At 65.9% G+C, this 25401-nt stretch carries 25 protein-coding genes; 19 read left to right on the forward strand and 6 right to left on the reverse strand.

Annotation, left to right across the window (positions count from 1 at the left end; genetic code table 11):
* Positions 1-2: 2 nt before the first annotated feature.
* Both nadC and INQ40_RS04505 read right to left on the reverse strand, forming a co-directional pair.
* Positions 3-866 carry a carboxylating nicotinate-nucleotide diphosphorylase gene (nadC, locus tag INQ40_RS04500; RefSeq protein ID WP_194342011.1) on the reverse strand — a complete coding sequence of 288 codons (864 nt, stop codon included), beginning with the start codon at positions 864-866 and terminating at the stop codon, positions 3-5.
* On the reverse strand, positions 863-1132 hold the full coding sequence (locus INQ40_RS04505) for a Trm112 family protein (protein ID WP_194342012.1): 270 nt from the start codon (positions 1130-1132) through the stop codon (positions 863-865). Before INQ40_RS04505 ends, nadC begins: the two co-directional genes overlap by 4 nt.
* 120 nt (positions 1133-1252) lie before the next feature.
* On the opposite strand from INQ40_RS04505, the gene purE reads away from it, so the two are divergent.
* Together purE and INQ40_RS04515 are read left to right on the forward strand one after the other, a co-directional pair.
* Positions 1253-1756, forward strand: coding sequence for a 5-(carboxyamino)imidazole ribonucleotide mutase (gene purE / locus INQ40_RS04510; protein ID WP_194342013.1), 504 nt, complete (start codon positions 1253-1255; stop codon positions 1754-1756).
* Positions 1753-2925 carry a 5-(carboxyamino)imidazole ribonucleotide synthase gene (locus INQ40_RS04515; RefSeq protein WP_194342014.1) on the forward strand — a complete coding sequence of 391 codons (1173 nt, stop codon included), beginning with the start codon at positions 1753-1755 and terminating at the stop codon, positions 2923-2925. The genes purE and INQ40_RS04515 overlap by 4 nt, the downstream gene beginning before the upstream one ends.
* Before the next feature lie 22 nt (positions 2926-2947).
* Here INQ40_RS04515 and ccsA read toward each other — a convergent pair whose 3' ends face one another.
* Positions 2948-3736 carry a cytochrome c biogenesis protein CcsA gene (ccsA, locus tag INQ40_RS04520; protein ID WP_194342015.1) on the reverse strand — a complete coding sequence of 263 codons (789 nt, stop codon included), beginning with the start codon at positions 3734-3736 and terminating at the stop codon, positions 2948-2950.
* 239 nt (positions 3737-3975) lie between these two features.
* Here ccsA and ffh point away from each other — a divergent pair, with 239 nt between their 5' ends.
* The 6 genes from ffh to INQ40_RS04550 all read left to right on the forward strand — a co-directional run bounded on the left by ffh (position 3976) and on the right by INQ40_RS04550 (position 8148).
* On the forward strand, positions 3976-5343 hold the full coding sequence (gene ffh, locus INQ40_RS04525) for a signal recognition particle protein (protein ID WP_193986613.1): 1368 nt from the start codon (positions 3976-3978) through the stop codon (positions 5341-5343).
* An 88-nt stretch (positions 5344-5431) separates the two neighbouring features.
* The gene (gene rpsP / locus INQ40_RS04530) at positions 5432-5716 is read left to right on the forward strand and encodes a 30S ribosomal protein S16 (protein WP_043958445.1); all 285 of its coding nucleotides are present in this window, start codon (positions 5432-5434) and stop codon (positions 5714-5716) included.
* Between the two features lie 36 nt (positions 5717-5752).
* Positions 5753-6268 carry a ribosome maturation factor RimM gene (rimM, locus tag INQ40_RS04535; RefSeq protein ID WP_194342016.1) on the forward strand — a complete coding sequence of 172 codons (516 nt, stop codon included), beginning with the start codon at positions 5753-5755 and terminating at the stop codon, positions 6266-6268.
* Positions 6269-6275: 7 nt separating this feature from the next.
* On the forward strand, positions 6276-7031 hold the full coding sequence (gene trmD, locus INQ40_RS04540) for a tRNA (guanosine(37)-N1)-methyltransferase TrmD (protein ID WP_194342017.1): 756 nt from the start codon (positions 6276-6278) through the stop codon (positions 7029-7031).
* 177 nt (positions 7032-7208) lie between these two features.
* A complete protein-coding gene (gene rplS, locus INQ40_RS04545; RefSeq protein WP_194342018.1) occupies positions 7209-7634 on the forward strand; it encodes a 50S ribosomal protein L19 in 426 nt (141 codons plus the stop codon).
* A gap of 115 nt (positions 7635-7749) precedes the next feature.
* Positions 7750-8148, forward strand: coding sequence for an RNA-binding S4 domain-containing protein (locus tag INQ40_RS04550; protein WP_194342019.1), 399 nt, complete (start codon positions 7750-7752; stop codon positions 8146-8148).
* Positions 8149-8160: 12 nt separating this feature from the next.
* Here the strand turns inward: INQ40_RS04550 and mutS are convergent, their stop codons facing one another.
* Positions 8161-10710 carry a DNA mismatch repair protein MutS gene (mutS, locus tag INQ40_RS04555; protein WP_228482177.1) on the reverse strand — a complete coding sequence of 850 codons (2550 nt, stop codon included), beginning with the start codon at positions 10708-10710 and terminating at the stop codon, positions 8161-8163.
* 488 nt (positions 10711-11198) lie between these two features.
* Between mutS and INQ40_RS04560 the strand changes: the two genes are divergently transcribed.
* Both INQ40_RS04560 and radA read left to right on the forward strand, forming a co-directional pair.
* Complete coding sequence (locus INQ40_RS04560) at positions 11199-12206, forward strand: NAD-dependent epimerase (RefSeq protein ID WP_194342021.1); 1008 nt, start codon at positions 11199-11201, stop codon at positions 12204-12206.
* 105 nt (positions 12207-12311) lie between these two features.
* On the forward strand, positions 12312-13727 hold the full coding sequence (gene radA / locus INQ40_RS04565) for a DNA repair protein RadA (protein WP_194342022.1): 1416 nt from the start codon (positions 12312-12314) through the stop codon (positions 13725-13727).
* A 366-nt stretch (positions 13728-14093) separates the two neighbouring features.
* Here the strand turns inward: radA and INQ40_RS04570 are convergent, their stop codons facing one another.
* Positions 14094-14672 (reverse strand): Fe-Mn family superoxide dismutase, encoded by a 579-nt coding sequence (locus tag INQ40_RS04570; RefSeq protein WP_194342023.1) that lies wholly within the window; start codon positions 14670-14672, stop codon positions 14094-14096.
* A 141-nt stretch (positions 14673-14813) separates the two neighbouring features.
* Here INQ40_RS04570 and grxD point away from each other — a divergent pair, with 141 nt between their 5' ends.
* From grxD to ppnN, 5 genes are all read left to right on the forward strand, one after another.
* Positions 14814-15134 (forward strand): Grx4 family monothiol glutaredoxin, encoded by a 321-nt coding sequence (grxD, locus tag INQ40_RS04575; protein ID WP_193986626.1) that lies wholly within the window; start codon positions 14814-14816, stop codon positions 15132-15134.
* Positions 15131-15874, forward strand: a complete 744-nt coding sequence (locus INQ40_RS04580) for an SDR family NAD(P)-dependent oxidoreductase (RefSeq protein WP_228482117.1) — start codon at positions 15131-15133, stop codon at positions 15872-15874. Before grxD ends, INQ40_RS04580 begins: the two co-directional genes overlap by 4 nt.
* Positions 15875-15884: 10 nt before the next feature.
* Positions 15885-16478, forward strand: coding sequence for a MarC family protein (locus INQ40_RS04585; protein ID WP_194342024.1), 594 nt, complete (start codon positions 15885-15887; stop codon positions 16476-16478).
* A gap of 183 nt (positions 16479-16661) precedes the next feature.
* Complete coding sequence (locus INQ40_RS04590) at positions 16662-19934, forward strand: carboxypeptidase regulatory-like domain-containing protein (RefSeq protein WP_194342025.1); 3273 nt, start codon at positions 16662-16664, stop codon at positions 19932-19934.
* Positions 19935-20044: 110 nt separating this feature from the next.
* On the forward strand, positions 20045-21427 hold the full coding sequence (ppnN, locus tag INQ40_RS04595; RefSeq protein WP_194342026.1) for a nucleotide 5'-monophosphate nucleosidase PpnN: 1383 nt from the start codon (positions 20045-20047) through the stop codon (positions 21425-21427).
* Positions 21428-21529: 102 nt separating this feature from the next.
* On the opposite strand, the gene INQ40_RS04600 is transcribed toward ppnN, so the two are convergent.
* Positions 21530-22552 (reverse strand): histidine kinase, encoded by a 1023-nt coding sequence (locus INQ40_RS04600; protein ID WP_194342027.1) that lies wholly within the window; start codon positions 22550-22552, stop codon positions 21530-21532.
* Between the two features lie 183 nt (positions 22553-22735).
* Between INQ40_RS04600 and INQ40_RS04605 the strand changes: the two genes are divergently transcribed.
* From INQ40_RS04605 to INQ40_RS04620, 4 genes are read left to right on the forward strand one after another with little or no spacing between them, the layout of a single operon-like run.
* Positions 22736-23239 carry a GspH/FimT family pseudopilin gene (locus tag INQ40_RS04605; RefSeq protein WP_345776541.1) on the forward strand — a complete coding sequence of 168 codons (504 nt, stop codon included), beginning with the start codon at positions 22736-22738 and terminating at the stop codon, positions 23237-23239.
* Complete coding sequence (pilV, locus tag INQ40_RS04610) at positions 23236-23715, forward strand: type IV pilus modification protein PilV (RefSeq protein WP_194342029.1); 480 nt, start codon at positions 23236-23238, stop codon at positions 23713-23715. The genes INQ40_RS04605 and pilV overlap by 4 nt, the downstream gene beginning before the upstream one ends.
* Positions 23715-24869: a PilW family protein gene (locus INQ40_RS04615; protein ID WP_194342030.1), complete on the forward strand. Its 1155-nt coding sequence runs from the start codon at positions 23715-23717 to the stop codon at positions 24867-24869. Before pilV ends, INQ40_RS04615 begins: the two co-directional genes overlap by 1 nt.
* Positions 24866-25396 (forward strand): PilX N-terminal domain-containing pilus assembly protein, encoded by a 531-nt coding sequence (locus INQ40_RS04620; protein WP_228482118.1) that lies wholly within the window; start codon positions 24866-24868, stop codon positions 25394-25396. Before INQ40_RS04615 ends, INQ40_RS04620 begins: the two co-directional genes overlap by 4 nt.
* The last annotated feature ends 5 nt before the right edge of the window (positions 25397-25401 follow it).

Here is a 25401-nt window from a genome sequence, read left to right on the forward strand (position 1 = left end):
GGTCAGCCGGCCATCGGCGGCGCGCCGAGCTTGAGCGAGAGGTCGATGGCGTGGACGTGCTTGGTCAGCGCGCCAATGGAGATGAAGTCCACGCCGTCCTCGGCGATCGCCCGCAATCCGGCAAGGTCGACGCCGCCTGAGACTTCCAGCGGCGCGGGGCGCGCATGCGCGGCGTTGATGCGCACCGCCTCGCGTCGGGTAGCTGCGTCGAAATTGTCGATCAGGATGCGGTCGCAGCCCTCGTCCAACGCCTCGCGCAGCTCCGCCAGTGTCTCCACCTCGACAATCAACGGCAGGTCGGGCTGCAACCTCCGCGCGGCCTGGATCGCCGCGGCGATCGAACCGGCGGCGCGGACATGGTTTTCCTTCAACATCACCGCGTCGAAAAGACCGATCCGATGGTTCACTCCGCCCCCGGCGCGCACGGCGTATTTCTGCGCCAGGCGCAGTCCCGGAATGGTCTTGCGAGTGTCGAGGATCCGGGTGCCGGTCCCGGCGACGGCGGCGACATGCTGCGCAGTCGTCGTTGCGGTGCCCGAAAGGGTCTGCATGAAGTTGAGCGAAGTGCGCTCGGCGGTGACCAGCGCCTGGGCGCGGCCCTCCAAAGTGGCCAGCACGGTTCCGGCCTGCACGCGATCGCCCTCTGCGACGTGCCACCGGATGCGGACGTCGGGATCCAGCGCGCGGTGGCAGGCATCAAACCACGGACGACCGCACACCACGGCGTCTTCCTTGCACAGCAGGTAGGCCGAGTCGGCGTGGTCCGACAGCAGCGCGGCGGTCACGTCACCGCCGCCGATGTCCTCCGCCAGCGCGCGGGATACATCGTCGGCCACGCAGTCCGGGGCGTGCAGCGGCTCGCTCATGCGGGCGGAAATCCGGCGACCTGCCGGGACGCGATCGCTTCCTCTGCCAGCAGGACCGGGATGCCGTCGTCCACGCGGTAGACATGCGCACGATCGCGGGTCACCAGAGTCTCGCGAAGCGCATCTGTCTGTGGGCTGCCATCAGCGCGCAGCACGCCGCCACCCGCGATCGCCTCGTTGAGCGACTTCAGGCTGCGGGTGTCGAGCATCGCCAGCGGTTGGCGGGTGGTTGGGCACACGAGCAGGTCGAGCAGTTTGCGGTCCATCTGGGCGGTTTCTCCAATGATCGGTCCGCGGTGTGCGGCGGACGGCATGGTGGGGACGCGCGCGCTCGTGGCGCTTGCGTGTGTGCCCGGTAGAATACCGTTTTGCCGTAGGGTCCAACCATGACAGACACCGTGCAGGCGCCGCTGGTCGGCCTTGTGATGGGCTCCCGTTCCGACTGGGAGACGATGCAGCACGCGGCCGCGCGCCTGGATGCCCTGGGGATCGCGCATGAGGTGAGGGTGGTGTCGGCGCATCGCACGCCGGACGTCCTGTTCGACTATGCCGCCACCGCGGCCGGACGGGGGCTGCGGGCGATCATCGCCGGTGCGGGCGGCGCGGCGCACCTGCCCGGCATGCTGGCGGCGAAGACCGCGGTGCCGGTGCTCGGCGTTCCGGTGCAGAGCAAGGCACTCAACGGCATGGACTCCCTGCTGTCCATCGTGCAGATGCCGGCCGGTGTGCCGGTCGCCACGTTTGCCATCGGCAACGCCGGGGCCACCAACGCGGCGCTGTTTGCGGCGGCGATGCTGGCCGCCGACCATGCCGATGTGGCCGCGGCGCTGGATGCCTTCCGCGCGCGCCAGACCGCCGAGGTCGCCGGCAGCGACGATCCGCGCCAATGAAGACGGTCGGCATCCTTGGAGGCGGCCAGCTGGCGCGCATGATGGTATTGGCGGGAACGCCGCTGGGCGCGCGGTTCGTCGTCCTCGATCCAGCGGCCGACGCGTGCGCATCGCATGTCGCGCCGATGGTGACCGGCGGTTTCGACGATGCGCAGGCGTTGGAGGAATTCGCGTCGCGCGCCGACGTGGCCACGTTCGATTTCGAGAACGTGCCCGCCGCGTCGGCCGACTCGCTGCTCCAGCGCGTGCCGGTGTACCCGAATCCCCGCGCGCTCGGCGTCGCCCAGGATCGACTGGCGGAAAAGACCCTGTTCGGCGAACTGGATATTCCCGTCGCACCGTTCGCGGTGGTCGACAACCGCACGCAGCTGGATGAGGCGATTGCGCGCGTCGGCACGCCCTGCATCCTCAAGACCCGACGTCTGGGCTACGACGGCAAGGGGCAGTTCCGCCTGCGCTCGGCGGACGATGCCGACGCTGCGTGGGACGCGCTGGGCGCGCAGGCGTCCAGGGTTGGACTGATCCTGGAAGGCTTCGTCGACTTCGAGAGGGAGCTGAGCGTGGTCGCGGTGCGCGATCGTCACGGCGGGTTCCGCAGCTGGCCGCTGACCGAGAACTGGCACGTCGACGGCGTCCTGTCGGCCAGCCTGGCGCCGGCCAACGTGACTGATGCGCTGGCCGAGCAGGCAACCAGCCACGCCCGCAAGGTCGCCGATGCGCTGGACTACGTCGGTGTGTTCGCACTCGAGCTGTTCTGTCGCGACGGCGGGCTGCTGGCCAACGAGATGGCGCCGCGCGTGCACAACTCCGGTCACTGGACCATCGAAGGTGCGGAGACGAGCCAGTTCCAGAACCACCTGCGCGCCGTGCTGGGACTGCCGCTGGGTTCCACGCGGATGCTCGGCCACGCCTGCATGCTCAACTGGCTGGGCGCGATGCCTTCACCCGAGGCGGTGCTTGCCGAGCCATCCGGGCATTGGCACGACTACGGCAAGGCCGCGCGCGAGGGGCGGAAGGTGGGGCATGCCACATTGCGCGCCGATTCTGTCGACGAGCTCGCCTGCGCGCTGGAGCGCGTCGGTGAAGCACTGGGCCGGCAGGAGCAGGTGGCACCGGTTGTCGCCCGGCTGCGCGAGACCGACGCCGCGACGGAAGCCACCAACGGCTAGATGGGGCTGGGGCCGGCGCCCCTCAGTTCGTGCGCTGCAGCACCAGCTCCAGCACGAACTTGCTGCCGAAGAACGACAAGACCAGCAGCGCCATCGCCACGAGTGTCCAGCGCACGGCAACCGCGCCACGCCAGCCGTAGCGCCAGCGACCGACCAGCAACGCGCCGAAGGTCAGCCAGGACAACACGCTGAGCACCGTCTTGTGGACCAGGTGCTGGGCGAGCAGGTCATCGACGAACAGCACGCCGGTGAGCAGGGTCGCCGAAAGCAGCACGAAGCCGACCTTGATGGTGCGGAACAGCAGCATCTCCAGTTCCACCAGCGGCGGCAGCGCGCGCAGCCATCCGTGGATGCTGCGGCGGCGCAGGGCGCGTTCCTGCAGCCAGAGCATGATCGCCAGCAGCGCCGCCAAGGCCAGCGTTGCGTAGGCCAGCAGCGCGGTCCAGGCGTGCAACTGCAGGCGCCAGTCAAGCGTCTCCGGCGCGATATGGCCGTGGAGGTGGTAGCCCACCAGCGTAAGCACGGCCAAGGGGAACACCACCACGCCCAGCGCAGCCATCCGGCCCTTGGCGCCCACTGCCACGGTCATCGCCGCCATCCCCAGCGAGACCAGCGAGAGCGCGGCATAGAAGTGCATGTCCGCGCCACCGATCCCGCGCCAGGCCGCCAGATGGGTGCCGGCATGCAGCAGCACCGCGCCGATCGCCGGTGCCAGCCAGGCGCGACCGGCCGCTTCACTGCTGGCGAAATTCGCGACCAGCAGGCCGGTGGCAAGCAGATAGAGAAGAACGGTGATGAGAACGATTGTCATCGGCAAAGTGTCTCACGGCGCGAACGCCCGCTGGCTCGCGCCAAGCGCGCCGCACAAGGGATTTTGAGGGTGCCGCCCGACCACGCAGCTTGGGAGCAGGCGTGATCTTCGCATGCGGCGAGCGGGCACGTGGCAGGCGGTGTGCGTGCAAACGCGACCGGGGGCGCGCGCAGTAGCCGGTGTGCCGCGGGCTATACTTGGCGACCATCTTTCCACCGTCCTTCTCCGGGTACCTCCGCATGTTCGAATCCCTGACCCAGCGCCTGTCCGGCACCATCGAGCGGTTGCGTGGCCGCGGCCGCCTGTCGGAGGAGAACATCCGCGAATCGCTGCGCGAGGTGCGCATAGCACTGCTGGAAGCCGACGTGGCGTTGCCGGTCGTGCAGGCGCTGATCGAGCGGATCAAGGTGCGCGCGGTGGGCCAGGAAGTGCTCAAGTCGCTGACTCCGGGGCAGGCCCTGATCAAGGTCGTGCGCGACGAGATGACCGCGGTGATGGGCTCGCAGGCCAACGAGCTCAACCTCAACGTGCCTGCACCGGCGGTGATCCTGATGGCGGGCCTGCAGGGCGCGGGCAAGACCACCACGACCGCAAAGCTGGCCAAGCACCTCAAGGACAAGCGCAAGAAGAAGGTCATGGTGGTCAGCGCGGACGTCTACCGGCCGGCCGCGATCGAGCAGTTGAAGACTCTCGCCGAGCAGGTCGACGTCACCTTCTTCCCGTCCAGCACCGACCAGAAGCCTGAAGCGATCGTGCGCGCCGCGATCGAGGACGCGCGCAAGTCCTTCATCGACGTGCTTATCGTCGATACCGCCGGTCGCCTCGCGATCGACGAGGCGATGATGGCAGAGATCCAGGCCCTGCACGCGGCGGTCAACCCGGTGGAGACGCTGTTCGTGGTCGATTCCATGACCGGCCAGGACGCGGCGACCACGGCCAAGGCGTTCGGCGAGGCGTTGCCGTTGACCGGCGTCGTGCTGACCAAGACCGACGGTGACGCGCGCGGCGGCGCCGCCCTGAGCGTGCGCTACATCACCGGCAAACCGATCAAGTTCATCGGTGTCAGCGAGAAGCCCGACGGCCTGGACGTGTTCCATCCCGACCGGGTGGCCAGCCGGATCCTCGACATGGGCGACGTGCTCTCGCTGGTGGAGCAGGTCGAGGGCCAGGTCGACCAGGACAAGGCACAGAAACTCGCCGAGAAGGTCGCCAAGGGCAAGAAGTTCAACCTGGAGGACATGCGCGACCAGCTCGAGCAGATGCAGAGCATGGGGGGCATCTCCAGCCTGATGGACAAGCTGCCGGGCATGGGCCAGGTACCTGATTCGGTCAAGTCGCAGGTGACCGGCAAGGAAGTGCCGCGCCTGGTGGCCATCATCAACTCGATGACCGCCAAGGAGCGACGCAATCCGGCGCTTCTGAACGGCTCGCGCCGGGCCCGCATCGCCCGCGGCGCCGGGACCACGCCGGCCGAGGTCAACAAGCTGATGAAGCAGTACCAGCAGATGGAAAAGATGATGGGCAAACTCGGCCGCGGCGGCATGAAGGGCATGATGCGCGGCATGAAGGGAATGATGGGCGGACGCGGCGGGATGCCCTTCGGCTGAGCCACTTCCCTTTGCGATACGCAATCCCCTACAATTGCAGGCTTACCTCGCCATTCCGGCGACTGGGCAACACAGGACATCACAGACCATGGTCAAGATTCGACTGACCCGCGGCGGCGCCAAGAAGCGTCCCTTCTACCACATCATCGTTACCGACAGCCGCAGTGCCCGCGACGGCCGCAACATCGAGCGTCTGGGTTTCTACAACCCGGTGGCCGCTGGTGGCGAGAAGCGCGTGGAGCTCAACACCGAGCGCGTGAAGCACTGGGTCGGTACCGGCGCGCAGATGTCCGACAAGGTCGCCCTGCTGTACAAGGAAGCCTTGAAGTCGGCTGATGCTCCGGCCACCGCTACGGCTCCGGCCGCGGCCTGATTTTCCGGCGGTGCGCCTGGCGCACTGCCAACCACGATGAACGACTCCGGGCACCGCATCCTCCTTGGCAGGGTGCTTGGTGCCCTTGGTCTGCGTGGGGAGGTCAGGATCGAATCCTGGACCGAGCCCCGCGACGCCATTTTCCGCTACCAGCCCTGGACCCTGCGCGATGCCCAGGGCAACGAGCGTGCGTGCAGGGGCGTGCGCGGCAGGGACACCGGCAAGCACGTGCTCGCCATCTTCCCCGAGGTCGCAGACCGCGACGCTGCCGAAGCGCTGACCGGGCTTGAGATCCATGTGCCGCGCAGCGCATTGCCGCCGCCGGCGCCCGGTGAATATTACTGGGCCGATCTGGAAGGCCTGCAGGTCCGCACCGTCGAGGGTGTCGACCTGGGGCGCGTATCCCACCTGTTTTCCACCGGCGCCAACGACGTGCTGGTGGCGCGTGACGACGAGCGCGAACGGATGATTCCCTTCGTCCAGCCGCAATACGTCACCGCCATCGACCTGGAGCAGGGATTGGTCACCGTCGATTGGGACCCCGAGTTCTAGCGCCGGCATGCGCGTCGATGTCATCAGCCTGTTCCCGGATTTCATTGCCCAGTGCGCCGCCTTTGGCGTGACCGGCCGTGCGGTTGAGCGGGGCCTGCTGTCGCTGCACGGATGGAATCCGCGCGACCATGCGCAGGGCAATTATCGGCGGGTCGATGATCGGCCATTCGGCGGCGGTCCCGGAATGGTGATGCTGATCGATCCGCTGCGCTCGGCGTTGAACGCCGCCCGCGCGGCGGACCCGCGGCCGGTGCGGACCGTCTACCTGAGCCCCCAGGGTGCGCCACTGACCCAGGCAAAAGTGCATGAGCTTGCGGGCCGTGAGCGGCTGCTGCTGTTGTGCGGCCGCTACGAGGGTATCGATGAACGACTGATTGCCGCCGAGGTCGACGAGGAACTCTCCATCGGTGACTACGTGCTCTCCGGTGGCGAGCTGGCGGCCGCGGTCGTGGTTGATGCGGTGGCCCGGCTGCAGGAGGGTGCCTTGAACGACGCCGAGTCCGCCGTCCAGGACAGCTTCGAGGACGGATTTCTCGACTGCCCGCATTACACGCGTCCGGTCTCGCACGAGCTGGGATCGGTGCCGGATGTGTTGATGTCCGGCAACCACGGCGACATCGCGCGCTGGCGCCGGCAACAGTCGCTGGTGAGGACGATGCAGCGGCGCCCGGATCTGTTTGACGAGTCCTCGCTGTCCAAGGCCGATCGCAAACTGCTGGAGCAGTGGCGGGCCGCGCAGGCGGAACCCGATACCGCCAGCTGAAGCCGGGATTTCGCCTTCAGCCGCGATTCCCTGTCGCCCACCGGGGGCGAACACGCCCGTACAGCCAGCACTGGCAATGATCGCCCCATCTCCGCTACAATTCGCCGCTTGACACTAATTACGCCAGACGCGGGTCCACGTGCACTCGCGCTACAACTACTCCAACAGGCCGCACCCATGAAGAAGCCCTCGATCCATACGCTGCTGCAAGAATTCGAATCCGAGCAGGTCACCCGCGAACTGCCCGTGTTCGGCCCCGGCGACACCATCGTCGTCAACGTCAAGGTCAAGGAAGGCACCCGCGAGCGCGTGCAGGCCTATGAGGGCGTGGTCATCGCAATGAAGAACGCCGGTCTCAACTCCGCGTTCACTGTGCGCAAGATCTCGCACGGCTTCGGTGTGGAGCGCGTGTTCCAGAGCCACAGTCTGGTCATCGACTCGGTCGAAGTGAAGCGCCGCGGCAAGGTCCGCGCGGGCAAGCTGTACTACCTGCGTGGTCTGGAAGGTCGCAAGGCGCGCATCAAGGAAGACCTGGCCGGTGCGGCCAAGTTCAAGGCCGAGGCGAAAGCCGCTGCCGCCGCTGCTGCGGACGCCGCCAAGTAATCCATCTGGCGATGATGCATCCGCTGCACCACAAGGCCGCCTTCGGGCGGCTTTTGTGTGTCTGCGCGGCGGGGATCGTCGGTGACCCGTGCCGCGGTCGCTCGCGGGATTGGCGGTGACAGACGCTTCCGGCACCGTTCGCCTCGACCTGTGGTTGTGGGCGGCGCGGTTCTTCAAGAACCGCACGCTGTCACGCCAGGCGATTGAAAGCGGCAAGGTCGAGGTCGACGGCCAGCGCCCGAAGGTCTCGCGCGCGGTCCGGGTCGATGATGTCCTGCGGGTGACCCGCGGGGAAGAAACCTTCGAGATCACCGTTCTCGCGCTCGCCAGCAAGCGCGGCTCTGCGACTGTCGCGCAAAGCCTGTATCGCGAGTCCGAGGAGTCCAAGGTCGCGCGCGAAGAGGCGAGGGCGATGCGCGCGGCTGCACGCGTCGGCTACGAGGCACCCAGGACCAAGCCAGACAAACGCGCCCGCCGACTGATCCGTGCGCTGGGCGATATCGACGCGCTGTAACGGCTCGGCGGTCTACGCCAGCGCCTTGATCCGGTACAGCGCCTCCAGCGCCTGGCGCGGCGTCAATTCGTCCGGATCCAGCTTGGCCAGGGCGTCCAGCGCGGCCGATGAGGGCGCGAACAGGCCGATCTGCTGGGGCTGGTCGAGGGCGGCCGCCGTCATCGCAGGCTTCGGCGCATCCCGGCTCTGCTGCTCCAGCTCCGCCAGACGGCCACGTGCCTGACCGATCACCTCTCGCGGCAGGCCGGCGAGCGCCGCCACCTGCAAACCGAAGCTGCGGTTCGCCGGGCCGTCCTTGACCGCATGCATGAACACCAGGGTGTCACCGTGCTCGCGGTCGTGGTGCTCGACGGCGTCCAGGTGGACGTTGGCAATGCCGCTGCCGGACTCGGCCAACGTCGTCAGTTCGAAATAGTGGGTGGCGAACAGGGTCCAGGCCCGGTTGTGGTGGGCAAGATGGCGGGCGCAAGCCTCGGCCAACGCGAGACCGTCGTAGGTCGAGGTGCCGCGGCCGATCTCGTCCATCAGCACCAGTGACTGCTCGGTGGCGTGGTGCAGGATGTAGCTGGTCTCGCTCATCTCGACCATGAAGGTCGACTGGCCCTTGGCCAGGTCGTCGCCGGCGCCGATCCGGGTCAGGATGCGGTCGATCGGGCCGATCACGGCGCGCGAGGCCGGTACGAAGCTGCCGATGTGGGCCAGCAGCACGATCAGCGCGTTCTGGCGCATGTAGGTGCTCTTGCCGCCCATGTTCGGACCGGTGATCACGAGCATGCGGCGCTCGTCGTGCATCACCAGGTCATTGGGCTCGAAAGGCTCGCTGCGCACCGCTTCCACCACCGGGTGGCGGCCGCGTTCGATGGCGATGCCGGGTTCGCCAGTCAGCTGCGGCCTGGACCAGTCCAGCGCCTGCGCACGTTCGGCCAGGCAGGCCAGCACGTCCAGCTCCGCCAGCGCGGCGGCGCATCGCTTCAGGGGTTCCAACTGCTCGCCCAGGGCGTCCAGCAACTGCTCGTAGAGCAGGCGCTCGCGGGTCAGCGCACGTTCGCGGGCCGAGAGGACCTTGTCTTCGAAAGCCTTCAACTCCTCGGTGATGTAGCGCTCGGCGTTGGTCAGGGTCTGGCGCCGGGTGTAATGGGTGGGCGCCTTGGCGGCGTGGGCCTTGCTGACTTCCAGGTAGTAGCCATGCACGCGGTTGTAGCCGACCTTCAGCGTCGGGATGCCGCTGGCCTCGCGCTCGCGGCTTTCCAGGTCGATCAGGTACTGGTCGGCGGTGCTCGAAAGGGTGCGCAGCTCGTCAAGCTCGGTGTCGTAACCGCTGGCAAAGATGCCGCCGTCGCGGGCGAGGACCGGCGGCTGCTCGACGAGCCCCGATGCGAGCAGGTCGGCGTGGTCCGCGTGCTCGCCCAGCTCGGCCGAGAGGCGATCCAGCAAGGGGGAGTCCAGGGGCTCGAGGCCTTTGCGCACCTCCGGCAGCATGGCCAGGCCATCGCGCAGGGTGGACAGGTCGCGGGGACGCGCACTGCGCAGGGCGATCCGGGTCAGGATCCGCTCCAGGTCACCCAGCGCGTGGAAGTGCGTGCGCAGGGTCTCCCCGGCAGGACCGGACAGTGTCTCGACCGCATGGTGCCGCCGGCGGAGGATGTCGTGATCGCGCAACGGCCGGTGCAGCCAGCGTCGCAGCAGGCGGCCGCCCATCGGCGTGACCGAGGTGTCCAGCACGCCCAACAGGGTGTGCTTGCTGTCGCCATCCATGCGCGAGTCAAGCTCCAGATGGCGGCGGGTGGGTGCGTTCATCGCGATCGCGCCATCGCCCGATTCCACCGCGATCGCCGTCAGGTGCGGCAGGCGCTGCTTTTGCGTCTCCTCGACATAGCCGAGCAGGGCGGACGCGGCGGCAATAGCCAGTGGCTTGTCCTCCAGCCCGAAACCGGACAGATCGTGCAGGCCGAAGAATTTCAGCAGCTGGCGGCGGCCACTGTCGGCGTCGAACAGCCACGGCGGCCGCACGCGCACGCCGTTGCGCTCGCTGACGAACGCCGGCCAGCCGTCCTCGTCCGCACACAGCAGCTCTGCCGGCTCCAGGCGCGCCAGCTCGGCCTCCAGGGCGTTCTCGCTGGCCACCTCGTTGACCAGGAAACGCCCACCGGCCAGGTCCGCCCAGGCGATTCCATAGCCGCTCTTTCCGCGGGAGACGGCCAGCAGCAACGTGTCGCGGCGCTCACTGAGCAGCGCCTCGTCGGTAACCGTGCCCGGAGTGACGATGCGCACCACCTTGCGCTCGACCAGCCCCTTGCTGGTGGCCGGATCGCCGATCTGCTCGCAGATGGCGACTGATTCGCCGAGTGCCACCAGACGGGCCAGGTAGCCTTCCGCGGCGTGGTGCGGGACGCCGGCCATCGGGATCGGCTGGCCGGCGGAATTGCCGCGCTGGGTCAGGGTGATGTCGAGCAGCCGCGCCGCCTTGCGCGCGTCGTCGTAGAAAAGCTCGTAGAAATCGCCCATGCGGAAGAACAGCAGCACGTCGGGATGGGCGGCTTTTTCCCGGAAGAACTGGCGCATCAGCGGGGTGTGCTCGGTGGGTGTGTCCTTCAGGTCACCTTCCGTCGTGGCGTCAGTCACTGGCTGGCTTCTCCGGGCGAGGTATGGCTTCGAGTGGGGCGTCATTCTCACGCGTTTGCGGGGGGCGTGGCCATGGTCGTCGTGGCCACGGTCACGTGGGACGCGACCTGCAGGCCTTTCGGGCGAATGTCCCCCGGCCCTCGCCTGCGGCGAGTGCCTCCTCCTTTACTTCGCCCCGAAGGTCTGCAGGTCCCGTTGATACTGTCGGATCTGCGCTCTGCAACCCTGCCGATGCTGCAACGACGGGTGCCGATAGGCTTGCGTGTGAAATAAAGGAGGAGGCACCGGTTTTATCGGTGCCGGGGGACATTCACACGCAGGCCTATCGGCACCCGGCACCCGGCCACCCCGCAAAGGCGCGATGCTTGGCGTTCGGACCATCTATGATGCATGGTTTCCCGCCCTCCGCGGGCCAATGTGGAACCTCCATGAAAGTGCTTGTGACCGGCACCGCCGGATTCATCGGCTCCCATCTCGCCAAGCGCCTGCTGGAGCGCGGCGATGAGGTGGTCGGCTTCGACAATCTCAGCGACTACTACGACGTGACCCTGAAGCAGGCGCGACTGGCGCGCTTCATGGACCATCCCGGTTACACCCACATCCAGGCCGATCTCGCCGACCGCGAGGCGGTGGAAAGCGCATTTGCGACGCACGCGCCGCAACGCGTGGTGAACCTGGCTGCGCAGGCCGGTGTGCGCTATGCGGCCCAGAACCCGCACGTTTATGTGTCCAGCAACGTCACCGGCTTCCTGCACATCCTGGAGGGCTGTCGCCACCACGGTGTCGAGCATCTGGTGTTCGCGTCCACCAGCTCGGTCTACGGTGCCAACACCACGATGCCGTTCTCCGAGCACCAGTCCACCGAGCATCCGTTGACGCTGTACGCGGCGACCAAAAAGGCCAACGAGATGATGGCGCACAGCTACGCGCACCTCTACGGCATTCCCAGCACCGGCCTGCGGTTCTTCACCGTGTACGGGCCGTGGGGCCGGCCGGACATGGCGCTGTTCCAGTTCACCAGGGCGATCCTCGCTGGGGAGCCGATCAAGGTGTTCAACCACGGCCACCACAAGCGCAGCTTCACCTACGTGGATGACATCGTGGAGGGCGTGATCCGCAGCCTGGACCATCCGCCGGTTGCCAACCCTGCGTGGAATGCCGCCGCGCCCGATCCTGCGACCAGCAACGCGCCGTATCGCCTGTTCAACATCGGCAACGAGAGCACCGTCGAGCTGCTGCGCTATATCGAAGTGCTGGAGCAGTGCCTGGGCCGCAAGGCGCAGATGGAACTGCTGCCGCTGCAGGCCGGCGACGTGCCCGACACCGAGGCCGACGTGTCCGAGCTGATCAAGGCGGTGGATTACCGGCCGCAGGTCTCGGTGGAGACTGGCGTGGCGAACTTCGTCGATTGGTACCGCGACTACTACAAGGTCTGAACCGCCCACGCGTCCGCTGACGGCAGACCGCGGGTTCCGCCGCGGATCTCCCGCGGTGCGACAGGAGGCCGCTAAAGTGGCGTCCCGCCCGTTTCGATGCCGCCCATGTCCTTCGCCAGCAAATCGCCCGCCAAGCCCGCCGCCAAGGCGAAGGTTGCCTACGTCTGCTCGGAATGCGGCTCCGACCACAACAAGTGGCAGGGGCAGTGCGCGGACTGCGGTGAATGGAACACGCTGGCCGAGTTCGTGATCGAGTCCGCCGCGGCGCAGAAGAGTGCCGCTCCCGCGCGCCGCAGCGGCTGGGCGGGCAAGGTCGATCCGCCCAAGGTCACCGCGCTCAAGGACGTCAGCCACTCGGGCGAGTCGCGCGTCTCCACCGGCATCGGTGAGCTGGACCGTGTCCTCGGCGGCGGCATGGTGGCCGGCTCGGTGGTGCTGGTGGGCGGCGATCCAGGGATCGGCAAATCGACGCTGCTGTTGCAGGCGGTGTCGAAGATGGCCGAGTCACTGCCCGCGCTCTACGTGACGGGCGAGGAATCCCTGGCCCAGGTCGCCGCTCGCGGCGCGCGCCTTGGCCTGTCGCTGGAAGGCGTCAACGCGCTGGCGGAAACCGGCGTGGAACGGATCCTTGAGCAGGCGGTCGCGACCTCGCCGCGGCTGCTGGTCGCCGACTCCATCCAGACCCTGTGGACCGAGTCACTGACCGCCGCTCCCGGATCAGTCAGCCAGGTCCGCGAAAGCGCGGCGCGGCTGGTGCGCTACGCCAAGGAAACCGGCACCGCGGTGTTCCTGGTCGGCCACGTGACCAAGGAAGGCGGCATTGCCGGACCGCGCGTGCTGGAGCACATGGTCGATGCGGTGCTGTACTTCGAGGGCGAGTCGGGCAGCCGGTTCCGGGTCCTGCGCGCGTTCAAGAACCGCTTCGGCGCGGTCAACGAACTGGGCGTGTTCGCGATGGGCGACAAGGGCCTGCGCGAGGTGTCGAATCCGTCGGCAATTTTCCTGTCCGGCAGTGTCGCCGCCCAGCCCGGCAGCTGCGTGATGGTGACCCGCGAGGGCACACGGCCTTTGCTGGTCGAGGTGCAGGCGCTGGTGGACGCCTCGCCGCTGTCCAACCCGCGCCGGGTGGCCGTCGGCATGGAAGGCAACCGGCTGGCGATGCTGTTGGCGGTCCTGCACAGGCATGCCGGGGTGGGAGTGGGGGACCAGGACGTGTTCGTGAACATCGTCGGCGGCATCCGCGTGCAGGAGACCGCCGCCGACCTGCCGGTCTTGCTGGCGGTGCTGTCGAGTCTGCGTGACCGGCCGCTGGCGGAGAAGACGATTGCCTTCGGCGAGGTCGGACTGTCAGGCGAGATCCGCCCCGTGCCTAACGGCGAAGACCGCCTGAAAGAGGCGGCCACCCACGGCTTCAAGCGCGCAATCGTGCCCAAGGGCAACGCGCCACGTAGCGGCCAGATCGGCGCGATGGAAGTGATTGCGGTGGAGCGCCTGGCGGAGGCGGTTGAGGCGGCGGGCTGAGGGCGGGTAGAGCTCTGCGCTTCTTGATTGCGGCGGGCGGGGGCGACTGTCCTTGGGTGCGAATGTTCCCCGGCACCGATGAAGCCGGTGCCTCCTCCTTTATTTCGCACCCAAGGACACTCACCCCCGTCGTTCCGGCTTGGCGGCGGTTGCAGGGCGCAAGGTCAGCGTCTCGCTTTCGGCCTACCGCTGCGGTCCGACAGCGAGATCTGGTGTCCTTCGGAGCGAAGTAAAGGAGGAGGCCTCCGTCTCCGGCGGAGGCCGGGGGACATTCGCTGTGAAGGACGCCAGGTCTCGCCCAAGCGAATGAACCAAAAAAACGGCCGGATTTCTCCGGCCGTCTCGATCCAACGCGTAGCGTGCGGCTTACTTCAGGTTCGACGCCACGAAGTCCCAGTTGACCAGCTTCCAGAAGGTTTCCACATACTTCGGCCGCGCGTTGCGGTAGTCGATGTAGTAGGCGTGCTCCCACACATCGCAGGTCAGCAGCGCGGTATCGCTGCCGGTCAGCGGCGTGTTGGCGTTGGACGTGCTTACCAACGCCAGCGAACCGTCGGTGCGCTGCACCAGCCAGCCCCAGCCGGAGCCGAAGGTCTTGACCGCGGTATCGCTGAACTGCTCCTTGAACGCGGCGAAGTCGCCGAAGGACTTGTTGATCGCCTCGGCCAGCTTGCCGGTCGGCTCGCCGCCGCCGTTGGGGCTCAGGCAGTTCCAGTAGAAGGTGTGGTTCCAGACCTGGGCGGCGTTGTTGAACATCCCGCCCTGCGACTTGCGGATGATGTCCTCAAGCGGCATGTCGGCAAACTCGGTGCCTTCGATCATCTTGTTGAGGTTGTCGACGTAGGCCTTGTGATGCTTGCCGTAGTGGAAGTCGATGGTCTCGCCGGAGATGTGTGGCTCCAGGGCGGTGCGTTCAAACGGAAGCGGTGGCAGTTCGATGGCCATTGGCGGGCTCCTTGCAGGGGCGGACGGGGTCACGGCCCGGGTAGGGCCGCGAACGTGATGAGGCATTACAATTAGCCATTCTATCCCCACCCCTGTTTCCGGGCCGTCAATGGCGGGAGACGCATTGCAGGAGCCGCGCGCATGCCGGTGATGGACCAGATCCGGACCGCAGTCGAAAGCCACCCGGTCGTACTTTTCATGAAGGGAACCCCGCAATACCCGATGTGCCAGTTTTCCAGCCGGGCCGTGCAGATCCTGCTGGCGGCGGGCGGCGCAGCCATGCACACGGTCAACGTGCTGGAAGAGCCGGAAATCCGCGCCAACCTGCCGCGCTACTCAAACTGGCCGACGTTCCCGCAGTTGTTCATCCACGGCGAGCTGATCGGTGGCAGCGACATCACCGCCGAGTTGGCCGAGTCCGGTGAGTTGGCGCGCATGCTCGGCGAGGCCTTGCCGCAGTGACCGCCGCATTGGAGGCGATCGACAGCGACGCGCTCGCCGGCCGCGTGGTTTTGCTGACCGGCGCCCACGGCGGACTCGGCAGCCAGGCGGCCATCGCCTGCGCGCGCGCAGGGGCCCAGTTGGTCCTCTCGGGCCGCAAGGTGCCGCGCCTGAACCGGGTCTACGACGCCGTTGCGGCGGCCGGCCCGGAGCCGATGTTATATCCGCTGGACCTCGAAGGGGCCTCGCCTGACGATTACGCGCAGATGGCCGAGCGCATCGGCGCCGAGCTGGGCAGGTTGGACGGCGTACTGCATTGCGCGGCGGAATTTGCCGGACTGACGCCGTTGTTGCACACCGATCCGGCGGCCTTCGCGCGCGCGATCCACGTCAACCTGACTGCGCCCTGGTGGCTCAGCCAAGCGTGCCTGCCGCTGCTCTCCCAGGCGCCGGACGCTGCGCTCGTGTTCGCGATGGACGACCCGGCGCGGGTGGGCAAGGCGTTCTGGGGCGGCTATGGCGTGGCCCAGCACGGGCTGGCCGGTCTCGTGGGGATGCTGCACGCAGAATTGGCGAGCACCACGGTGCGCGTGTCCGGGCTGCAACCCGGGCCCATGCGTACGGCGCTGCGCGCCAAGGCGTATGTGGAGGAAGACGTCCAGCGAGCCACCGATCCCGAGCGATACGCGCCAGCGTGCGTGACCCTGCTGTCGAGTGCCGGCGTCGCCCATCGCGGCCAGGTCTGGGCACCCGACGCATGAGCAGCCGACCGTGACCATCACCGCCGCCGCCCTTCTGCTGTTCCTGATCCTGGATCCGCTGGGCAACATCCCGATCTTCCTCAGCATGCTGCGCACGCTCTCGCCCGAGCGCCAGCGCTACGTCCTGGCGCGCGAGCTGCTGATTGCGCTGGGCGTGCTGATGGTGTTCCTGTGGGGCGGCAAGTACGCCCTGGAGGCCATGCACCTGCGTCAGGATTCGGTCTCCATTGCCGGCGGCATCGTGCTGTTCCTGATCGGCATCCGGATGATCTTCCCGCCGCCGGAAGGGCTGATGGGCGAGCTGCCGGACGGCGAGCCCTTCATCGTGCCGCTGGCGATCCCGCTGGTGGCCGGACCTTCAGGGATGGCAGCGGTGCTGCTATTGGGCAGCAACGAGCCGGGCCGGCTGATGGAATGGAGCCTGGCGCTACTGATCGCCTGGGGAGCCACGGCCGGGATCCTGTTCTCGGCCACCTACCTGTACAAGCTGCTGGGCATGCGTGTGCTGACCGCGGTCGAACGCCTGATGGGGATGCTGCTGGTGGCGATCTCGGTGCAGATGTTCCTGGACGGTCTGGTCGGGTATCTGGGCATCGCGGTCTGAGGCAAGCACGCACGCCGTGCGGTTTTCGTCATTGGCCGGTAACTCGCGCAAGCTATCGTTTCTCCGTGTTAAACTGCCGTTAACCGACGACGCAGTCGGTTTTTTACATCCATGCGATCCGGAAATCCTGCCAGCGCGTCGGCGCTGGTCGTGCCCGTTACCCACGCCCGAGGCCCTTTTGCCATGACCCACCCCAGCCGCGTCCGGTTGTCCAAGCTCACTTTGGGACTGCTCGTCGTCCTCGCTTCCGCCCCCGTTTTCGCCCAGAGCACCTCCGCCGGCCTTGGCGGCCAGGTCATCGGTGCCGACGGCCAGCCGGTGGCCGGTGCTGAAGTCACCATCGTCCATGCCGAGTCGGGCACGGTCAGCCGAGTCACCACCGATGCCAGCGGCCGCTACAACGCCCGCGGTCTGCGCGTGGGTGGGCCGTACACGGTAACGATCAACAAGGCGGGTGCCGGTAGCCGGTCGCAGGATGACATCTACCTGCCGCTGAACCAGGTCGCGACCGTCAACGCTCAGCTCAACAATGACGTGACCACCCTGGGTTCGGTCCAGGCCGTGGCGACCATGGGTGGCTCGGAGATCTTCAGCGCAGAGAAGATGGGTACCGGCACGAACGTCACCCGCGAGACCATCGACGCGCTGCCGTCGGCCAACCGCAACATCCAGGACTACATCCGCCTGGATCCGCGCATCTCCCAGATCAGCAAGGCGGACGGCGCGATTTCCGCCGGGGGCCAGAACACCCGCTACAATGCGATCCGCATCGACGGCATCAGCGCGTCCGATCCGTTCGGCCTGGAATCCAACAACCTGCCGACCGAGCGCCAGCCCGTCTCGATGGACGCGATCGAAGAGATCACCATCGACCTGGCCAACTACGACACCACCATCAGTGGCGGCACCGGCGCGGTGGTCAACGCGGTCACCAAGTCGGGTACCAACGAGTACCACGGCACGGTCTACTACACCTACCGCGACAAGGACCTGGTCCGCACGCGTCTGGAAGGCGACCGCGGCGACTTCAACGGCTTCAACGACGAGCAGACCTACGGCATGACCTTCGGCGGCCCGATCGTCAAGGACAAGCTGTTTTTCTTCGCCAACTACGAGAAGTACGAGCGCTCCGCGCCCGGCGTCGCGCTGGAAAGCACCCCGTTCGGCTCCGGTGACATCACTGCCGCTGACATCACCACCGTGCAGAACCTGATGTCCGCCCGCGGTTACGACATCGGCGGCCTGTCCGCGCCCGACAGCAAGACCGAGATCGAGGAGTACGCGGTCAAGCTGGACTGGAACATCAACGACAGCCACCGCGCCGCCCTGCGTTACAACAAGATGGAGCAGGACGTGATGCGCTTCCCGGGCATCGGTACCGGCACCGTGTCGCTGAGCAACTATTGGTATTCCCAGCCGAAGATCTACGAGACCTGGATGGGTGAGGTGTTCTCCGACTGGAGCGAGAACTTCTCCACCGAGTTCAAGGTCTCGCACAAGGACTACTCGGCCAACCGCGTGCCCAACGTCAACCTGCCGCAGATTCGCATCAACGGATTTGGTGACAACAACGCGGCGTTGCTGTTCGGCACCGAGCAGAACACCCACGTCAACATCATCGAGAGCAAGGAGTTGAGCGCGTTCGGTGCGGCCACCTGGTACGCCGGCGACCACACCGTCAAGTTCGGCTTTGACTACTCCGACAACGACCTGATGAACTTCTACGGTCGCAACCTCAACGGCGTCTACGAGTTCAAGGACCTGGACGCATTCGTTGCCGGTACGCCGACGCGCTACCAGTTGCGCGCGCCGCGTCCGGGCGGCAGCCGCGCCGACATCCCGGCCAGCTTCACTCTCAAGAACACCGGCGTGTTCCTGCAGGACACCTGGGCGATCAACTACAACCTGAACCTGATGGCCGGCGTCCGCGTCGACATGCCGTCCTTCAGCGACCAGCGCCTGTACAACGCGCGCATCGAGCAGCTCTACGGCTACAACAACACCAACCTGGTTGACAGCAACCTGGTGCAGCCGCGCGTCGGCTTCAACTACACCTTCGACAGCGACCGTCCGACCCAGCTGCGTGGCGGCGTGGGCCTGTTTGGCGGCGCAGCCCCGAACGTCTGGCTCGCCGGTGCGTACCAGAACACCGGCCTGAACTACGTCGAGTACGATCTGCGCGGCGGCCAGGCCCCGGTATTTGATCCGACCCAGCCGCCGTCCACCGCCGGGCTGACCCCGGGCGCGGCGCGCCAGAACGTCGACCTGATCGAACCGGGCACCAAGCTGCCGTCGGTCTGGAAGACCAACCTGGCCTTCGATCACGAGTTGCCGTGGCATGGCATCGTGGCGTCGGCGGAAGTCCTGTTCACCAAGGTCAATGACGGCATCTACTTCGAGCGTCTGGACGTGATGAACCCGACGTTCACCGGCACCATGGACGGCCGCGACAACTACTGGAACGCGGCGGGCCGCAATCCGGCCAACGCTGGCCGGTTCGGCATGGAAGCGGGCAGGATCGGTGGCAGCAACTGCAGCGCCGCCGTGGTCGCCGCGGGCAACTGCCCGGACGTCAAGGCGAATCGTCCCGGCGACATCGGCGACGTGCTCCTGCTGCGCAACACCAGCAAGGGCAGCAGCTCGCAGGCGACCTTCTCGCTGAGCAAGCCGATGACCGAGAACTGGGGCTGGTCGCTGGGTTACACGTTCACCCAGGCCAAGGAAGTCAGCCCGCTGACCAGCTCGCAGAACACCTCGAACTGGGGCAACACGCTGATTTACAACGCCAACGAGAACGTGGCCTACGACTCGCGCTACGCAATCAAGGACCGCGTCACCGGAACCCTGCAGTGGCAGCACGACTTCTTCGGTGACAACACCACCAGCGTCGGCCTGTTCTACGAGGGCCGCTCGGGGCGTCCGTACAGCTACATCTACTACAACGACGCCAACGGCGACGGTGCCAACACCAACGACCTGTTCTACGTGCCGGCCGGCCCGGGCGACGTGATGTGGACTGGCAATGCCGACTCGACGCCGGCGCAGATGGAGCAGCAGTTCTTCGACTGGATGGCCGCGAACGCACCCGAGTTGCAGGGCCATCGTGGCAGCGTGGCTCCGGCCAACGGCTTCCGCGCCGGCTGGACCAACAGCTTCGATGTCCGCGTCAGCCAGGAACTGCCCGGCTTCTTCAAGGGCCACAAGGCCGAGCTCGCGCTGGACGTGATGAACGTTGGCAACCTGCTCAACAAGGACTGGGGCCTGATCGAGGACTACGGCTTCTTCTCGACCCGTCGCGTGGTCAACTACGCCGGTATCGACCCGGTCACCGGCAAGTACGTCTACAACTTCTCCGGCTCCACCGACAACGCGCAGATCCAGGAAAACAACAACGACAAGGGCAACACCGCGGTATCGCGCTGGTCGATGATGTTGAGCTTCAAGTACAAGTTCTGATTCCGGTCAGGACGATGCACGACGGAAGCGGCCGGGGAAACCCGGCCGTTTTCATGTGTCTGCGTTAAAGTCCCCCGGTCGAGAAAAATACAACAAGGAACCACCCGCAAATGAGTCATCCCAGCAACGCCGTCCTGCCGACCGTCAACGCCCGGATCCATCCGCGCGGGGGGCTGGACATTCTTTCGCGCAAGGAAGTCGCGCGCCTGGCCGATGCGTCCAGTGGCGGCATGCACGATCTGCTGCGCCGTTGCGCGCTGGCGGTCATGACCAGCGGCAGCACCTCCGACGACCCGCGCGCCGCGCAGGAGCTGTATCCGAACTTCGACATCCAGGTCCACCAGCAGGATCGCGGTGTCCGCATCGACCTGCAGCACGCCCCGGCGATGGCGTTCGTGGACGGCGAGATCATCCACGGCGTGGCCGAGCTCCTGGCCGCGGTGGTACGCGACCTGGCCTACCGCTCGATCGAGCTGGGGCAGGAGGGCGATCGCGACCTGCACAGCAGCGAGGGCATCACCGACGCGGTCTTCGGCCTCCTGCGCAACGCCCAGGCGCTGCTGCCCGCCGACCCCAACCTGGTGGTGTGCTGGGGCGGCCACTCGATCAATCGCGAGGAGTACCTCTATACCAAGGAGGTCGGCTACGAGCTGGGTCTGCGCGGGCTGGACATCTGCACCGGATGCGGTCCGGGCGCAATGAAGGGCCCGATGAAGGGCGCCACGATTGCGCATGCCAAACAGCGCAAGCGCCACATGCGCTATATCGGCGTCACCGAGCCGGGCATCATCGCGGCCGAGTCGCCGAACCCGATCGTGAACCACCTGGTGATCATGCCGGACATTGAGAAGCGTCTGGAGGCCTTCGTGCGGCTTGGCCACGGCATCGTGGTGTTCCCCGGCGGCGTGGGTACCGCGGAGGAAATCCTCTACCTGCTGGGCATTCTGCTGCGCGAGGAGAACGCCGACGTGCCGTTCCCGCTGGTATTCAGCGGTCCGACCAGCGCGGCGCCGTATTTTGAACAGATCGACCGGTTCATCCGCCTGACCCTGGGCGATGCCGCGACCCGTCTGTACCAGATCATCACCGGCGATCCGACCGCGGTCGCCCGGCGCATGGCGAACGGTGTCCGCAAGGTGCGCGAGCACCGCCTGAACATGCGCGACTCGTTCTTCTTCAACTGGTCGCTCAACGTGCCGCTGGAGTTCCAGCAGCCGTTCATCCCGACCCACGAAGCGATGGCGTCGCTGGACCTGCACCACGGCCGCAAACCGTTCGAACTCGCAGCCGACCTGCGCCGCGCGTTCTCAGGCATCGTCGCCGGCAACGTCAAGGAAGACGGCCTGCGCCGCATTGAGGAGCACGGACCGTTCGAGATCCACGGCGACCCGGAGATCATGGCCTCCCTCGACGCGCTGCTGCTGGCGTTTGTTGAGCAGCGGAGGATGAAGATCGCCGGTGACTACAAGCCCTGTTATCGCGTGGTTGCCTGACAGACAGCGTGTCGTGGCGACGAGGGAAGGGGGGCTCTCTCCGCCCGACAGGAGTTCCGTACGCAGAGTCGCTTGAGAGCCGAGCCGCTTCCGTTTGGTTGCTCAGGCGTTTACAGGTAGCCGCACGGTGGCAATGAAGCGCCCGTTTCCCACCTGCGTCTCCACACTGCCGCGACCGTCCGTCATGGCCTCGATACGGACTTGCGACGCATTCAGACCGACCTGATGGCCGGTCGACGCGGAACCGCCGGACGCGGGCAGGGGATTGCTGATCCGCACGATGATGTGCTCCGGCGTCGTCGTGACTCGCACGTCCACATCGCCGTGCGGGAGCCGCTCAACGCCATGGCGCACCGCGTTCTCGACCAGCGGCTGGATCGACAGCGCAGGCACCGTCACCGCCGGCAGCTCGCGCGGCAGGTGCCAGTGCACCGTGAGCCGGTCACCGAAGCGCAGCGCCTCGATTTCCAGATAGCGTCGCGCAAGCGACAGCTCATCGGCCAGCGGGATCTGCCTTGGACCACCCAGCGCCGCCCGGAACAGGTCTGCCAAGTCCAACAGCAAGCGCTCCGCCTCCTCAGGCCGCTCATGAACGAGCGCAGCGCCCGTGTTGAGCGTGTTGAACAGGAAGTGCGGGCGGATGCGGGCCTGCAGCGCCTGCAGCTCGGACTGCTTCGCGCGAACGGCATGGAGGCGGCCACGCCAGTGGTTCTGGAAGGCAGCCAAGCCGAGCAAGCCGACCACGAGGACGATCCCGATCAAACGCAGCAACAACCCGCCCCAAGCGCCTGGCGCCATTCCAACAATTGGCTCGAAGGTGAATCGGGTAATTGCCGCTAACCCGCACGCATTTGCCAGCAGTAGAGCGAGGACGAGATAGCCGATCCGTAACGGCGAGAATCCTGCGACCGCACGCTTCACAAGGTATAGCTCGCCAAGAGTCGCCAGTAAAATCCCCTGCATCGCTAACGACACCACGCCTAGGTACCGGAAAGGCCGGTCCACCCCAAGGGCTAGAGTCAAAATTACGGCAACACCTTCTGTAATCAGCATCATCCAGAGCACACTGGATGGCTGCCAGGCATAATGGAGAAGAGAGCCGAGGACTCCGACGGTCGATCGCATCGCGCTAATCTTACAGGACGGGCTCGATGCGGCGCGCCAAGCGACGTTCATCCTGCGGACGCTGCCGTTCGTCCGATTGTCATTGCAGCGTAGATACGCCCGCGTAATATGAAACGAGGGAAAACAGGGGGTTAGATGTCAACGCTCAGTCAGCACCGCCCTCCGCCGAGTGGAGGATTTACGTTGGTCGAACTTATGGTCGCAATCGCCATAGTGGCGATATTGGCTGCCATTGCGTTTCCAAGCTTCCAGCCGACGATCCGCTCTAATAGGCTCGCCACGGCCACGAACCAGCTGACCTCCTCGTTCAGCCTGGCGCGCAGTGAAGCGATCAAGAACACACGGGGCGGCGGCGTTTGCAGCAGTGCCAATGGTACAAGTTGCTCTGGCGCTACCGACTGGTCCCAAGGTTGGCTGGTGTGGTCCGATACGAACGATACGGGCGTTTTTGAAGCCGCTACTGATACCGTGCTGCGGTATTCGCAGGGCCCTCGATCCGTCATCGTGTCAGGACCGGCGTCTGCGGATGCTATTCGCTTCGACCGGAGGGGGCGTCTGATTGGGGCTGCGGATATCCCGCTTTCTATACAGCCGGACGAGTGCGGCGGCCAGAATCTGCGGCGGGCGCTGGTCGTCACTCGGATAGGACAGATTCGCAAAGTAAACCCATTGGGAAGTTGCATATGAAGCGGAGTTTTTCGCCCAAGCCCAAAGTGCACGGCTTCAGCCTGATTGAGGTAATGATCGCGATCCTTGTGATGGCCTTCGGCCTGCTCGGGTTTGCGCTTTTGCAGACGATGAGCGTGCGGTTCGCGCAAAGTTCGAACTACCGCACCCAAGCAACCAACCTTGCGTATGACATGCTCGACCAGATGCGTTCAAACCGGTTACTCGCGGCCCAATACGGCAACGCGACCTTCAGTGGCGGAACTGCCGTCCCATGCACCGCCCCCACCGGCGATGTGGGCATCCCCGCGAACATTAGCCGCTGGCAGTGTCAGGTCAGGAACGCGCTGGGTGAGCAGGCGGCTGCCACAGTGACCTTTGCCGACGGCAACGCCACGGTCGCAATAAGTTGGGCTGATCAACGGTGGGAGAAGAGCGCCGCCCGCAAGACGAACGACTTCGAAACCGGTCGCGTCACACTTGGAGCACGTCTGTAATGTCCGCCCGCCGTTCCATTCTTGGTCTATCGCTCATCGAGCTGATGATCGCGCTGGTACTTGGTTCGATCCTCATCTTGGGGCTCGCCCAGGTTTTCGCGGCTTCCCGCGCTTCCTATGCCCTATCTGAGGGGCTTTCCCGGGTGCAGGAAAACGGGCGCTTCGCCGTCGATTACCTACAGCGCGACTTGCGGATGGTCGGCCATTTCGGCTGTGCGAACGATCAGTTCCGCTTGCAGAAGCCGGGGTTTCTGAAGTCGCACCTTGCCGCGTCTGGCCCGCTTGATTTTGTGCGCAGCATTCAGGGTTACGAAGCGACCGGCACCGGTCCGTCTGCCACGGTGGTGCTGCCCACCGACGCAGAGATTCAGTCGCCTGGCAGCTGGGCCGGTAACCCAGCGTTGCCGGCGTTCATCAGCGGGGCCAACCCCAAGCCGCTTCCCGGCAGCGATGTGTTGTTGGTTCGTTTCCTGTCGGGCGAAGGTGTTCCAGTTACAAGCATCAACGCGACCGGCGTGTCTGTGGACCCGACCAAATGGAACGTGCTCACCCAAAGTGGAATCACCAACCCTTCACTTTTCGGGGTGGCCGACTGCACGTATGCGGATGTCTTCCAGGCGACTACGGTTTCCGCGGGAACGATCACAGCCACCCACACAGCCCTCAACACCTCGGCGGTCGACTTTGCCAGCAGGTACAGCGCCAGTCCGGCGGGCCAGACGATGTTGTATCGCGCAGAAGCGGTGGCGTACTACGTCGCCGCTGGTGCCGGAGGCGGACCATCGCTGTGGAGATTGCGGTTTCATTCAATCCCCGGCGGAGGTTTGGTTTCCGACTCGGAGGAACTGATTGAGGGAATAGAGAACCTTCAACTCATCTACGGCCGTGACCAAGGCACCGTTACGGCGTTGACCGGTAACGTTGGCATGCAGGACACCGCAAACGTCCTCGGCACCAGTGAAGCGGAGTGGCGTCGGGTTGGGCAGGTACGCATCGGCTTGCTGGCGCGAAGTCCGGACCGGTCGGCAGCAGCTGCGGCGCAGCTCAGCCCGCGCGTCCTCGGAACGACGCTCACGCCTCCGGCAGATGCGCGCTACAGAGCGGTTTATGAAACTACTGTTGCGCTGCGCAACCGTCTCTACAGCACCCAGTGAGCAAACTTATGCTTAAAACCGAACTCAGGGCGCCCAAGCGACGGCAGCGAGGCGCGGTCCTCTACATCGCATTGATCATGCTGGTGTTGATCGCACTGCTGGGCATCGTCGCGATGCAGGTCTCAGGTTTGCAGGAGAAGATGGCTGCAAACTATCGAAACACCAACCTGGCATTCCAGAATGCGGAAAACCGTGCCAGTACCGCAGAGTGCTTTCTCGATAACCTGGTCAACCGGCGCAGCACCGCCGCGTGCGTTCCCGGTACGGTCAATATCGAGGAAATTTGTGACAGCGGTTTTGATGCCACCAATTGGGCCAGGACCACGTCCATGTCTAGCAGTGCTGCTGCGAGTACTAATATGCGCTCGATAGGTAAATGCATCTCCGGCCAGTCGAGCCTGGGAATGGGTAGAACGGCGGAGCGCGGCGGCGACCCCAATCCCGTCTACCAGATTACCGTCTACGCGACTGACACACCGTCGAGCCCGTCGGCTGACGCGGCCATCGATACCATCTTCATGCCTTGAGGTGC

Origin of the sequence: Lysobacter sp. H21R4 (assembly GCF_015277535.1) — a bacterium.
Classification (GTDB): Bacteria; Pseudomonadota; Gammaproteobacteria; order Xanthomonadales; family Xanthomonadaceae; genus Novilysobacter; species Novilysobacter ciconiae.